Origin of the sequence: Paenibacillus zanthoxyli JH29 (assembly GCF_000520715.1) — a bacterium.
Lineage (GTDB): Bacteria > Bacillota > Bacilli > Paenibacillales > Paenibacillaceae > Paenibacillus_AQ > Paenibacillus_AQ zanthoxyli.
On the sequence record NZ_ASSD01000704.1, the window covers coordinates 1 to 13,346 of the forward strand.

Here is a 13,346-nt window from a genome sequence, read left to right on the forward strand (position 1 = left end):
CAAGGGTTACATCTCCCCAAAAGGAGCTGTAACCCTGCCTTCGAAATATAAGGCTGTAAGCTGCGCGCTTGTCCATCGCCTTATATTTCTGCATATCTCTATTCGATCTCGAACAGCTTGCTGATGGACAACTCTTCATGCACCCGGATAATCGCCTCGCCAAGCAGAGGAGCCACGGAAAGCACCTTTAGCTTGGAAGTCGGGTTCTCGCTGCGAATAGGAATCGAATCGGTAACTACAACCTCTTTAATCGGCGAATTCTCCAGCCGCTGATGCGCCGGACCGGAGAGTACCGGATGCGTACAGCAAGCGTACACCTCTTTGGCTCCGCCTTCCATTAAAGCATTGGCTCCAAGCACAATCGTACCCGCCGTATCGATGATATCGTCGATAACGATCGCTGTCTTCCCTTCGATGTTCCCGATAATATTCATAACCTCACTGACATTTGGTTCAGGACGGCGCTTGTCAATAATAGCGAGCGGAGCGTTCAGGAAATCGGCCAGCTTTCTCGCCCGAACCACACCCCCGTGGTCCGGAGATACAACGACCGGATTCGGGATCTGCATGGAGCGGAAATATTGCGCCAGGATCGGTACGCCGAGCATATGATCGACCGGAATGTTGAAGAAGCCCTGAATCTGCATGGCGTGCAGGTCCATGGTAATCACGCGGTGCGCACCCGCTGTCTCGATCAGGTCCGCCACCAGCTTCGCCGTAATCGGATCACGCGAACGGGCCTTGCGATCCTGACGGGCATAGCCGTAATACGGGATAACCACGTTAATACTCTTGGCCGAGGCGCGCTTCAGCGCATCGATCATGACAAGCATTTCCATCAGGTTATCATTCACAGGACCGCAGGTGGATTGAACAATGTAGACGTGGCAGCCGCGTACGCTCTCCGACAATCTGACCTGAATTTCTCCATCGCTGAAGCTTGTCGTATGCGACTCGCCCATCGGAATCCCAATGTAGTCGGCAATTTGATGCGCGACCTTGGGATTGGAATTACAGGTGAAAATTTTTAACTTGGAATCAAGATAAGCCATAAAAGTTAAACCCTCCGTGATCGGTTCAATTGAATTTATCTGTCAAAATATGCCGTGGCACGGAAAATACCCGGCGCCAGGCACATCATACGCACTTACGATGGATGAGACTGACCCTTTTTCGCTTTTGCCCGGGACCGGATTTTATCCGCATAGCCCGGCTTGTTCTCCTGACGCTGTCTGGCAATGGCCAAATCCCCTTCGGAGACCGACTTGGTAATGGTGGAACCGGCCACAACATAAGCGCCTTTGCCCACCGTGACGGGAGCAATCAGGTTGACGTTACTGCCAATAAAAGCGTCGTCCCCGATTTCGGTTATCGATTTATTGAAACCGTCGTAGTTGACCGTGATCGCCCCGCAGCCGACATTCACGTTCTTGCCGACAGAAGCGTCTCCGACATAGCTTAAATGCGAAACTTTAGAGCCGTCGCCGATCGTGGCTTTCTTGATCTCTACAAAATCGCCGATCTTGACGTCTTCGCCAAGCACGCTTCCCGGGCGCAAATAGGCAAAAGGCCCAACGGAAGTCCGTGCGCCGACCTCAGCCTCGTTAAGTACGGAATACTTGACCTGGGCTCCGTCCATAATCCGGCTGTTTTCAATTTCACTGGAGGGGCCTATAATGCAGTTTTCCCCGATTGCGGTACTACCCTTGAGCAGCGTTCCCGGATAAATCACCGTATCCGCTCCGATGGTGACTTCGGCTCCTATATAAGTAGATGATGGATCTATAATCGTTACGCCGCCGAGCATATGACGGCGGGCGATGCGCTGGCGCATATGGTACTCGGCTTCAGATAACGCCACGCGGTCATTCACACCGATCGATTCTATGGCATCGTCCGTTTGGAAGGCGAGCACAAGCTCTCCCTGCTCACGCAGAATACCGATAACGTCGGTCAGATAGTATTCCTGCTGGGCATTATGGTTCGTCACCTTGTCCAAGGCGGCAAACATCTTGGCGTTGTCAAAGCAGTAAATTCCGGTATTGATTTCACGTATGGCATCCTCGGCGGGCGTGCAATCCTTCTGCTCCACAATCTTCAGCAGCTCTCCGTCCTCAGTGCGTATAATCCGTCCAAGTCCCGCAGGGTTTTCCATAACGGCCGTCAAAATAGTGGCCGCCGCCTTGCGTTCCTCGTGCAGCGTCATCAGCTTGGTCAGTGTTTCCGGGGTAATGAGCGGTGTATCACCGTATGCTACAACCAGCGTACCTTCTTCCCCGCCCAGCAAATCCTTGGCCTGCTTTACGGCGTGACCCGTTCCGAGCTGAGCTTCCTGCAGCACGTATTCCGCAGAATCGCCCAAATAAGCTTGGACCGCCTCAGCGCCATGTCCGACAACAACAATGCTCCGCTCGCAGCCGGTTGCTTTAACTGTATCAAGCACGTGCCCAACCATAGGCTTTCCGCAAACGGGATGCAGCACTTTGTATAACTTTGATTTCATGCGCTTGCCCTGGCCTGCGGCTAGAACAACAGCCATTCTTTTCAAGAATGCCAACCTCCTACTCTAAACTCATTACTGAATATATCTCATTCCGGGCAAAAAGAAAAGAGAACCATCCAAAGGATCGTTCTCTTTTCTTCGAACCCCAATTCGAATTGCATATCCGACACCTATGCCCGATAATGAGAGCCGCATACCAAGGAGCCGTTACTTATGCTCCTTCTTCAATCACTTCTTCTTCCGTTGCCGCGCGATCATATTCTGCAAGAACTGCGGTTTGGATCTTCTCACGCGTTCCGGAAGAAATCGGATGCGCGATATCACGGAATTCCCCATCCGGCGTGCGCTTGCTGGGCATTGCAACGAACATTCCATTGTTGCCATCAATGACGCGAATGTCATGAACAACAAACTCGTTGTCGATGGTAATGGATGCGATTGCTTTCATTCTCCCCTCAGAGTTGACGCGGCGGAGTCTGACATCCGTAATTTGCATGTGTGTGTTCACCACCTTTTTCCATCAGAGACTTGGGTGTATAATTCCACACAGGTGCGCAAACTCCTTCTTTTTCATACCAGAAAATCCCTTACTTAGCAGATAAATTTGACAAAACAGTGTTTTCAACGCTTTTCTGCCGAATTCCGATGGTTTTCTCACGAAATCGACATATTTTACGGTCCTTAAATGGAAAAGAAATTGCCAGGATACGCGGATATGCGCCGCTCTTTCGGATCGACCTCGCCTAGTCTGACCAAGGAAACATAGTCATGCAGCAGACGTTCCTCTGACCCTACCGCATCGGATTCCACCAGAACGCCGACGCCGGCCACTTCCGCGTTGAATTCGCCGAGCAGATCAACCATTCCGCCAACCGTTCCGCCCGCTTTCATGAAATCGTCAACAATCAGCACACGAGACTTCTCCTTAAGCGCGCGTCTGGACAGTGACATCGTATGAATACTCTTATGCGAGCCCGACACATAATTGATGCTGACCGCCGAGCCTTCCGTTACTTTATGATCCCGGCGCACCAGCACAACCGGCAGCCCCAACTGCGCGGCCGTCGCGTAAGCAAGCGGAATCCCTTTCGTTTCCACCGTCATCACGGTATCAATCGGTACGCCGTAAAATGCGGTGGCAATAATCTTGCCCGCCTGCTCCATTAGGGACGGTTGTCCGAGCAGGTCCGACATATATAAATATCCTCCAGGCAGTATCCGGTCGCTATGCTCCAGCTCGCTGATCAGCCCGTGGACAAAAGACAGCGCTATCTCCATAGGCATACGGGGGATGAACTTCACTCCTCCGGCCGCTCCCGCATGAGTCTGCAGCTCGCCCATGCCTTCGCCTTCGAATACCTCTTTGATAATCGCCAGATCCTCGCTGATTGAGGACTTGGCCGCTCCATACCGCTCGGCAAAGGTGGACAGCGGCAGAAGTTCATGCGGCTTTTCAAGTAAAAATTGGGTCATATCCACTAAACGCTGACTTCTTTTAAGTTTCTTCACGGGAGGCTCCTCGTCAAAACCGAATATTTATAGAGAAATATATCACTTTTGTACGGGTTTACACAAGGGAAGCCGTTATAATTCGTTCTCCCCCCGTCAAGTCAGTGAACGTACGGCATAGACTTCCTTGCAAAACCCGCGCAGCCCGTTATAAATTCTAGCCACCTTGGACTGCTTAGACACAAGCCCGAATACAGTCGGGCCGCTGCCGGACATCAGCACGCCTTCGGCGCCGAGCCGGATCATCGCTTCCTTGAGCTGCTGCACCTCAGGATGCAGCTTCAAGGTTACCTCTTCCAGCACGTTGCCGAGCCTCCCGCACACCGCCTGGAAATCCCCGGCTTCAATCGCCTCCCGCATAAGCCGAGCGGAAGGATGAACGGCAATGCGGTCCGCCCGGAGCTTGCCATAGACTTCTGCCGTCGATACATTAATCGGCGGTTTCGCCAGCACCACCCAGCATTGGGGCATGCTTGCGATGGGGGTAAGCCGCTCCCCTCTGCCGGTTGCCAGGGCAGTTCCTCCGGTGACGCAGAAGGGCACGTCCGAGCCAAGCTCGGCGCCAAGCTCCTGCAGCTCTTCGCCGGGCAAGCCAAGCCGCCAGAGCCGGTTCAGACCGCGCAGCGCAGCCGCGGCGTCGCTGCTCCCGCCGGCGAGCCCGGCGGCAACCGGTATTTTTTTGTCCAGATGGATATGTACACCCTGTCCCACCCCGTAACGCTCTTTTAACAGTTTCGCCGCCTGAAACGCCAGGTTCTTCTCATCCAGCGGAATATAACCCGCCTGGCTTGATATAATAATGGTATCCCGCCGCAGTTCGGACATCTCCAGCCGGTCTGCGAGGTCCACCATGGTCATAATCATTTCCACCTCGTGAAATCCATCCGGCCGCTTGTGCAGCACATCCAGCATCAGGTTGATTTTGGCCGGCGCTTTCTCATACATTTTCAAGGCGTTCACCCTACTCTCATTTTTCCCTAAAATAACTTAACATATTATATGAAAATCTTGTTACGAAGTCCATTCCGAGTTCAGCCCTTGGATGAAAGCGTTATAACCAAGAAGAAGCGGCTGCGTCGTCCTCGCAGGAGGAGGGCATCCGTTTCTCGTTTAAGGCAAAAAGGGGACACCCTGCTTGGGAGCCCCCGCCTTCCTTACCGCTTTTCGGCTATTTCTTGCCCTAAGATTTGCGCGCAGCCTGCTCGGCAAGCTGAATCGCTCTCTTCACCATGTTCCCGGCATCCTTCGCCCGGATTCCTCCCCATCCCTCGCGCTCCACGGTGTCATAGAAGCCGAGCTCTTTTGCCAGCTCCGTCTTCAGCTCCTCGGACATCATGCTACGTCTTCTGCGGCTCATGCGGCATCCTCCTTATGGGTTAATAATGATGAGTTAATGCCGTCTTAGTATGGATTGCCTCTCCCTTGAACATACACTTTCCGCTGTTTCACCCTAAAGATGACGCCCATGCTGGGCGTACAATATAAAACAGCCTTCCCTAAGCAAGGAAAGGCTGTTTATGAATAAAGAGTTACGCTTTGGCATGCATGAGCGGCATCCGCACATCGTCCTCACATACCATAATCTCCACGGACTCGGTAAGAATATCGGCATAGCTGTAGGAGACGCGCCCCAATGACTGCTGCTCCTGATCCAGTTTGACAATAAATACAGAAGGGTACGTTTCTTCCAGGACACCGGTGCGCTCGACCGTCTTGCGCCGACCGCCGTTTGCTCGTAACGTAATCTTAGAACCGACATGAGCTTCGAGACTGCGTTTAATTTCCAACAGCGCGTTATTAGCCATTGCCTGAAGACCACCTCTTTCCTTGTCCATTATAACCTCTTTATTACAATATGTCAAATCAAACAAAATATTATAGTAGATGCCAGTTATGTTTGTCAACGATATTTTTAGGGGCGAATGGACAAGCAAGAGGACTTAGGCTTCGGGCCTTTTATATGGCGGAAGGTGTTACTTTCAGCGTAGATAAATCCTGCAGACGCGGCATGCCAATCCGCAAGCTTCCTCGGGTTTCGACCCCGCCCACTCCCTGGCTGCCGCTGATCGTATGATTCAGCACGTCGCTTAAGTTGATCGTTTCCCTTATGGAAGTCAGAGCGGCTTTCGCCGCGACATACACCGGGTCCAGCGCATGAATCAGAATGCGTCCCGGAGAACTGGCAAAATTCGCGCCGGCCCCAAGCAGCGCTTCGAAATGCGACTGGCAGGCGCCGGCGATTACCGTCAGCGCATCGTAGTGGCGTTCGTAATCTCTGGCCACCCGAATGGCAGCAACGAAATTTTGCGAATTCTTATAACTGCTTAAGCTGTGCAGATCGTAAGATGGCAGTGACTTTAGTACACCGTCATGACCCGTAAGCACCACAATATTGGGACGGACTCTGGGCAGCAGCCGATACAGCATGGAGGCCATCTCCGCTTCCCGCACATGATGACCTTCAGACGGAATACGCAGCTGCTCATACAGGCTGAGGCTTTTACTCAAATAACCCGGATCGCCGTCAAGATGCAGCACTTTTCCGGGAAGCTCAAAGTAAGAGGCCTCCTTGGGCGTCTGCTCCCAAAACCCCGCCGGACTCAAGGCGCCAAGCCTGATCCGCTCCTGCTGATCCTTTCTCAGCTCCGTCAGCGATTCCGCCGCTTTGATCCGTGCGCGCTGTCCCTGCTCCGTCATGGCCTCAGCAGGCACCTGAACCAGATCATCCAGCGGAGCGTCCGCCAGCAGCCGAAATTCGGTTCCTTTGATGATGGCCTGATTTCGCACTATATGCTCCACCCGAAAAGTCACATCACCGCCATAAGATCTTCGAACGACCAAATCTCCCAAATTCATCAGAACATCACCTCTAACCCATCGTATGGGCAAAGGTCACGGTTGGTTCATCTTTTGGCCTTTTAAGTTCTATGAAATGCCTGCCGCAAGCAGCACGTCGCTTAAACGCGCATATTCCGCCAGACTTAGCGTCTCGCCGCGGCGGGAAGGCTGAATTCCGGCCTCACCGAGCAGCGCCTCCAGCCGTTCTCTGCCCTCACCAGGAAAGAAGCGGACTTTCAAATTATTGGATATGGTTTTACGCCGCTGTGTAAAGGAGGCACGCACCACTTCAAAAAAATGCTGCTCGTCCTTCACCTCGACAGGCGGGCGCTCTCTGACCTTCAGCCGGATGACGGCCGATTCCACATTCGGCTGGGGAATAAATACGGTGTGCGGCACCGTGCAGATCAGTTCGGGCTCGCTGTAATACTGCACGGCAATGCTCAGGCTGCCGTAATCCTTGCCTCCCGGCGACGCCGCCATCCGCTCGGCGACCTCTTTTTGAATCATCACGACAATGTTCGCCAGCGGCAGCTTTTCCTCCAGCAGCTTCATCAGAATCGGAGTCGTCACGTAATAAGGCAAATTAGCGACTACGCTGACCTTGCCTACTTCCGCGAAATCCTCGGCGAACAGTTCATGCAGATCCACATTTAGCACATCGGCATGGCGTACCTTTACATGCGGATACGGAGACAGCACCTCCTGCAGAATCGGAATCAGCCGCTGATCGATCTCTACGGCCGTCACAGCCCCCGCTGTCTGCGCCAGACGTTCAGTAAGCGCGCCGATGCCGGGACCGATCTCAAGAGCTCCGGTATCCTTACCCAGACCAGCTGCGTCTACAATTTTATTTAAGATATTTTGGTCGATCAAAAAGTTCTGGCCCAAGCTTTTCTTGAACGAAAATCCGTGAGCCGCAATAATCTCCTTGGTACGTCTCGGGGACGAAATTTCTTCCCTTCCGCTCATGAGGATAGACCTCCCTGCTCAATTTGCGCAACCGCTTTTGCAAACTCTTCAGGCGTAATACCGAACATCGACAACCGCTTGTACAGCTGCTTGCCGTTACAGTAACCGATGCCAAGTATATTGCCAAGCGCCATTCTCCGCTGCGCAGCTTTAGGATGCACAATCATACCCGCAGCCATGAGGTCTTCCATCTCAATCAGAATCGGCGCTCCCTCGAAGGAAGTATGCACATTCTCCAGCGCATGGCGGATCGCTTCCGGCGAGGCGTTCTCGACACCGATATCGCCCTTTAACGTTGCGTCCTCCTCCGGAATGAAGGCATGTTTGCACCCCGGCACCTTCGAGGAGACAATCTTGCGTATCCGTTCTCCCGCATGGTCCGGATCGGTCAGGATAATGACGCCCCGCCGCTCTACTGCAAGGGCGATCTTGGCGATTACCCGTTTATCCACCGCCGAACCGCCGGTTTCAATCGTGTCGGCATCGACCGCTCTTTTGACGGCAGCGGTATCGCTTTTGCCTTCCACGACAATCAATTCTTTAATCATTGTTTAGTGTTCCTCCCACAGCGGCTGCGCTGCCGCCATTACCCTAAAAATAAAGCAAAAAGAAGAGGATTCGCTCCCCTTCTTTATGGCTGAGATTATATAAGTGATGAGCTTACATCAATATAGCGTATTGCCGCTGAATTTGCAAAATAAATACGGCTGTTAATCCAGCTCCGGTTTAACCGGACCGATGACGTAAACGGCGCACGACTTACGGCCAAAACTGCGCGCATGGCTCAATGAATCATAATAAACGTCAATCTTATGGCCTTTGATAGCGCCTCCTGTATCCTCTGCGCGGCGGAATCCCAGTCCCTCGATATATACCCACCAACCGATTGGAATCACACGAGGGTCCACAGCTATGGTCCGGCCTTCCGTTACGCGTGTTCCGGAAGCTGTTCGCGTGCCGATTCCCGGTTCTTCCGAGGAATATGCGGTCATTGAAACGTTCTTGATTACTTTTTTGTATTCGAAGTTTACGCCTGCTTTGCTGGAAAAAGAAATGTTCACGGCAGCGGGTTTGGGAACGGCTTTCGTGCCTACGGCGATAACCTTATTCTTGGTCACCGTCTGCACCTCTTTGCCAACCATGCGCATTGAGACCAACTTACCGTCCTGATAGGTTTTCTCAATATGCTGGACTATTACGCCCGGCTTACCGGCTTGCGCTACTCGTACTTTCCCTGCGGTGAGGGAGGGGTCCGCCGTCTTGATTACTCGGAAAGGCAAGCTTTTCATCCGCTTCACAACCTGCTTGTTGATGCGGATAACCTTGACTTCCGTTCTGGCGGTAATTGCGGTGTCTAGCGAAGGAAATACCTTGTCGTGGGCCCCCAGGGCGATGCCCAGGCTGCTAATGGCCTGACCGATTGTATCCTCGGTCGTATACAGCGTCTTTGTCTTTCCGCCTTCAGTCAAAATTAACTCCTGTGCCCGGTCAATGACGATCCTGTCGCCGTCTTCAATCCGATCGCTAAGGCCCGCCGAAATTTTATCATACGGTTTGAGCGGGATCAGTTGTTTGCCCAGGGCTTCCCCCAGAAGCGCTTCACGCGTCTCCAGAGTGTGAACCTTCCCGTCTATCTCCAAAATGATTTGTTTGCTGCTTTGAGAGCGTATATACAGTGTAATAAGCAGCGCGATTGCTATCCCGATCACGCCCGCCAGTGACCACGCACGCAAAGACCATGCGCGTATATTCACTTGCTCCCACCATAACCTAAATGCATTAGACCTGCTGGATGATTGCGAACCATGGGATACCTCTGGTTGGAATACGCCCATTTTCTACATCCTCCTTACATAGTCCGCCTGAAATATAAATCGCAAGACTGTACCCGGCGAAGCTACTAGAGATTGTGACAGAACACGATATGATTCAAGTCCGGTCGTATCCCGCTCATAAATCGCCTGCCCGGCATGGCATGCATCCGCCTGTTATATAACAGTTCATAGGCAGAGCTCGTTTATTCCCAAACAAAAAGAAGCCTAAAAAAAGAGTCTTGATCAGAGGACTCTTTCGTGGCTTCCGGAAATGTCCGAATAAACGGCCAACGCACGAGGTTTCCTCTCTTACTTGCGCTTACGGGGTTAGCTGTCGGGTTTGGACGAAAGAGAGACGCCCTATCTCAGGTCAACCGCTCATGGCGGCTGCCTTCAAATTCACCCCAAAGACCACGTGAAGAAATCAAATACAGCCTGCGACGCAACTTGTTGTGTCCAATGTGCGGGCTAAGAGCATTCAGCAAGGCGATATCGGTTCCCCCGTTCTCCAGACGGAGACTCAGCGAGACGATTTATGATCAGTGGCTGTCACTGCAACAACAGCTCACTGCACTGAAACGATGATATCCTGTTTCGATGCATGTTGTAAAGCGTCAATCAACCAGATTTGCGAAAAAAATTGGTTAAATTATTGTAATAAACAACCGTTTTTTCGTTAAAAAACTTTAATCCTTCGCTCATCCTCACTTTTTTAGCCAGTTTTCTCCCGTTTTCAGCGAATTCCAAATCGTTCCAGTGCGTTCGCATACGTAATTTCCGCCAATTTTTCCACTTCGATGCCCTTAATTTCAGCTGCAGCTTCTGCCACCAATCTGACATGAGCACTCTCATTTCGCTTGCCCCGGTAGGGGTGGGGCGTTAAGTAAGGTGAGTCCGTTTCGATCAGCAGACGGTCCAGAGGAACTTGCGCCAGCACCTCTTTCGGCACCCGGGCGTTCTTGAACGTAATCGGTCCGCCAAAGGAAAGGTGAAAGCCGAGATCCAGACACATTTTGGCTGTCTCCCAGCTGCCCGAGAAGGAGTGCATGATCCCGCCGATTTCCGCTGCCTTTTCTTCACGGAGAATGCGGACCACATCCTCATGAGCATCCCGGTTATGAATGACAATCGGCATTTTCAGCTCGCGTGCAAGACCAATCTGACGCCGGAACACCGTATGCTGGACCTCCTTAGGGGAAGTATCCCAGTAGTAATCGAGCCCTATTTCTCCAATGGCGACAACCTTGTCATGGCTGCACAGCGAAGCAATCCAATCGAGGTCTCCGTCCTGCATGTCAATGGCATCTGTCGGATGCCAGCCTACCGCCGCATAAATAAAATCATAGGATTCGGCGAGCTTCATTGTGGTCGGAATCGTTTCCCGGTTAAAGCCGACATTAACCATTTTGGAGACTCCCGCCTCCAGGGCGCGGGCAATCGTCTCTTCGCGGTCTCCGTCGAAATGTGAAGCATCCAAATGGGTATGGGTGTCGAAAAGCTGCATATCCGCTTCCCCCTTTTTGCGGTTTTTGGCGTATATTTCTTAACGTAAATCAAATAATTCCTTAATGGATTCAGGAAGCATAGGCAGCGCTTTTTCCAGCTTATCCTGCGGATAATAGAGATGGTAACGGCCGCGGTGAATCCCGCTTATAGAGCGGACGATGTCCGACACCTCGGAGATTTCACGCAGTCTCTCTTGACGATCGAGCAGCAGAATTTGCTTGCCGTGAAAGCCCTCTTCCGGCCGAAATACATCGTAGGGCAAATCTGTCGGAAAATCAACTTCCAGGTCGTATTCCGGGTTCAGTCCAGCCGAGGCGAAGCTGCGGCGAATGTCATCAATTGTCTCCATGTCGAGACTTTCCATCTCAACATATTTATACAGTTTACGATGAATGAAGCGGCTGCACAAGTCGCTCAGCAGCTCATCCTGTTCCGAGGTCCACTGCATAAACGTTGCCTGTACGAGTGCTTCATCCAGCTGCAAATACTGCTGCACACTCACCTCGCCGCGAAATAAATCAATCAGCGGTTCAACCATAAACCGGAAGGAGTAACCCTCCTTGAACAGCTGCTTGGCCCGGCGGAATACCTGGCGCAAAATAATTTCCGAGCTGCGCGTTACCGGATGGAAATAGACCTGCCAGTACATCTGGTACCGCGACATTAAATAATCCTCAATCGCATGCATTCCCGATTCCTTCACCACTACCCGCCCGTGATAAGGACGTAGCACCCGCAAAATACGGTCGATATCGATCGTTCCGTAGTTAACCCCGGTATAATAAGCGTCGCGCAGCAGATAATCCATCCGGTCGGCATCCAGCGGACTCGACACCAAATTGACAACAATATCATGCTCATAGTTTTTGCGGATGACCGAAGCCACTTTTTGCGGAAAATCTTCCTCTACTTCCTTCAAAATCTCGGTAATTCCAGTATCCTCTAATATAATGCGACAGGTCCAGTCTTCATGATTCATCTGAAAAGCTTCTTCAATGGAATGGGAGAACGGTCCGTGTCCCAGATCATGCAAAAGCGCCGCGCACAGCGCAACCAGCCTTTCCTCCGGGAACCAATCTTTATAACCGCTGCGTTCAAATTGGGAGATAATGCGCCGCGTAATTTCGTATACTCCAAGCGAATGGGAGAACCGGCTGTGCTCGGCTCCATGGAAGGTCAGGTAAGTCGTCCCAAGCTGGCGGATGCGGCGAAGACGCTGAAATTCCTTCGTATTAATCAGGCGCCAAATGATCGAATCTTGTACGTGGATATAATTATGAACCGGGTCTTTAAATACTTTTTCTTCAGTGAGCGGCTGCTGCATGTAATCAACTCCTTTGTCCTTAACAACAAATTTTCTGATACTTTTTTATGAGGAAAAGCTATATCGTCATTTTTTGTCGAAAAAAGTAGATTTTTCGGTTTCCATTTCGACATTTTTATTGTATATTATGAATAGTTATCCAACCATTTGAAGATAAACCCTTCCTGAGAGCCAATTGCAGCTAAAAAATAATTCACCCGTTAAAAAGAGGTTGACTGTTTTGGGAATGGTTGGTATTATATGTATCATAAAACAGAGAAGATTGTCGAATAATGACATTTTTTGATTATTTGAGAGGAGAAATGATTGTTATGATGAAATCAACGGGCATTGTAAGAAAAGTAGACGAACTGGGACGGGTTGTCATTCCGATTGAGCTGCGCCGCACGCTGGGTATTGGAGAGAAAGATGCTCTCGAGATCTATGTCGACGGTGAACGGATCATGTTGAAAAAATATGAGCCCGCCTGCATTTTCTGCGGCAACGCTGAGAACGTTACTTACTTCAAAGGAAAAATTGTTTGCAATGAATGTATTTCAACTATCCCTGCCCCTGTGACAAATTAAGATAAATCAGTTATAATAGGACTAATCAAATTGTTAATTCTAACCTTTTTATATCTCCCTTGGCCTCCCGTGAATGCGGGGGGCAACTTTTTTTATGTGGGGGGCCCCTCCTAAATCCTCCCCAAAGGGGAGGACCCCAAGGGCCGCGCCCTCTGGACACCCGCAATTGTTGGATAGATGCAGAATATTGGCGGGATCTAGTGGCTTGGGGCGGAGGAGCGGCCCTTCTCGGCTGGATTCCTTGCGGAATCAGCCTCGGGGCCTTTCATGCGTGCTGACGGCGCTCTTCCAACGCTCTCCCTCCGGGATTCGCT

General features: G+C 51.4%; 14 protein-coding genes and 1 riboswitch. Of the genes, 1 reads left to right on the forward strand and 13 read right to left on the reverse strand.

Annotated elements, in window-relative coordinates:
* Positions 1–98: 98 nt before the first annotated feature.
* From L691_RS0127110 to L691_RS0127170, 13 genes are all read right to left on the reverse strand, one after another.
* Positions 99–1,052, reverse strand: a complete 954-nt coding sequence (locus L691_RS0127110) for a ribose-phosphate diphosphokinase (RefSeq protein ID WP_025693319.1) — start codon at positions 1,050–1,052, stop codon at positions 99–101.
* Positions 1,053–1,147: 95 nt separating this feature from the next.
* Entirely contained in the window at positions 1,148–2,548 is a 1,401-nt protein-coding gene (glmU, locus tag L691_RS0127115; protein WP_025693320.1) for a bifunctional UDP-N-acetylglucosamine diphosphorylase/glucosamine-1-phosphate N-acetyltransferase GlmU, read from the reverse strand.
* Between the two features lie 166 nt (positions 2,549–2,714).
* Positions 2,715–2,999: a septation regulator SpoVG gene (spoVG, locus tag L691_RS0127120; protein ID WP_025332586.1), complete on the reverse strand. Its 285-nt coding sequence runs from the start codon at positions 2,997–2,999 to the stop codon at positions 2,715–2,717.
* A gap of 185 nt (positions 3,000–3,184) precedes the next feature.
* A complete protein-coding gene (gene purR, locus L691_RS0127125) occupies positions 3,185–4,012 on the reverse strand; it encodes a pur operon repressor (protein WP_025693321.1) in 828 nt (275 codons plus the stop codon).
* A 96-nt stretch (positions 4,013–4,108) separates the two neighbouring features.
* Positions 4,109–4,963: a 4-(cytidine 5'-diphospho)-2-C-methyl-D-erythritol kinase gene (gene ispE, locus L691_RS0127130; protein ID WP_025693322.1), complete on the reverse strand. Its 855-nt coding sequence runs from the start codon at positions 4,961–4,963 to the stop codon at positions 4,109–4,111.
* Positions 4,964–5,192: 229 nt separating this feature from the next.
* A complete protein-coding gene (locus L691_RS0127135) occupies positions 5,193–5,369 on the reverse strand; it encodes a small, acid-soluble spore protein, alpha/beta type (protein WP_025693323.1) in 177 nt (58 codons plus the stop codon).
* A gap of 172 nt (positions 5,370–5,541) precedes the next feature.
* Positions 5,542–5,817: a biofilm formation stimulator Veg gene (gene veg / locus L691_RS0127140; RefSeq protein WP_025693324.1), complete on the reverse strand. Its 276-nt coding sequence runs from the start codon at positions 5,815–5,817 to the stop codon at positions 5,542–5,544.
* Between the two features lie 151 nt (positions 5,818–5,968).
* On the reverse strand, positions 5,969–6,868 hold the full coding sequence (yabG, locus tag L691_RS0127145; RefSeq protein WP_025693325.1) for a sporulation peptidase YabG: 900 nt from the start codon (positions 6,866–6,868) through the stop codon (positions 5,969–5,971).
* A gap of 69 nt (positions 6,869–6,937) precedes the next feature.
* On the reverse strand, positions 6,938–7,822 hold the full coding sequence (gene rsmA, locus L691_RS0127150; RefSeq protein WP_025693326.1) for a 16S rRNA (adenine(1518)-N(6)/adenine(1519)-N(6))-dimethyltransferase RsmA: 885 nt from the start codon (positions 7,820–7,822) through the stop codon (positions 6,938–6,940).
* Positions 7,819–8,370, reverse strand: a complete 552-nt coding sequence (rnmV, locus tag L691_RS0127155; protein ID WP_025693327.1) for a ribonuclease M5 — start codon at positions 8,368–8,370, stop codon at positions 7,819–7,821. The genes rsmA and rnmV overlap by 4 nt, the downstream gene beginning before the upstream one ends.
* A gap of 162 nt (positions 8,371–8,532) precedes the next feature.
* The gene (locus L691_RS0127160; RefSeq protein ID WP_025693328.1) at positions 8,533–9,657 is read right to left on the reverse strand and encodes a 3D domain-containing protein; all 1,125 of its coding nucleotides are present in this window, start codon (positions 9,655–9,657) and stop codon (positions 8,533–8,535) included.
* 280 nt (positions 9,658–9,937) lie between these two features.
* Positions 9,938–10,172, reverse strand: a riboswitch (cyclic di-AMP (ydaO/yuaA leader).
* 197 nt (positions 10,173–10,369) lie between these two features.
* Entirely contained in the window at positions 10,370–11,140 is a 771-nt protein-coding gene (locus L691_RS0127165) for a TatD family hydrolase (protein WP_025693329.1), read from the reverse strand.
* Between the two features lie 39 nt (positions 11,141–11,179).
* Positions 11,180–12,466 (reverse strand): HD domain-containing protein, encoded by a 1,287-nt coding sequence (locus L691_RS0127170; protein ID WP_025693330.1) that lies wholly within the window; start codon positions 12,464–12,466, stop codon positions 11,180–11,182.
* 311 nt (positions 12,467–12,777) lie between these two features.
* Between L691_RS0127170 and L691_RS0127175 the strand changes: the two genes are divergently transcribed.
* Entirely contained in the window at positions 12,778–13,032 is a 255-nt protein-coding gene (locus tag L691_RS0127175; RefSeq protein WP_025693331.1) for an AbrB/MazE/SpoVT family DNA-binding domain-containing protein, read from the forward strand.
* Positions 13,033–13,346: the final 314 nt, after the last annotated feature.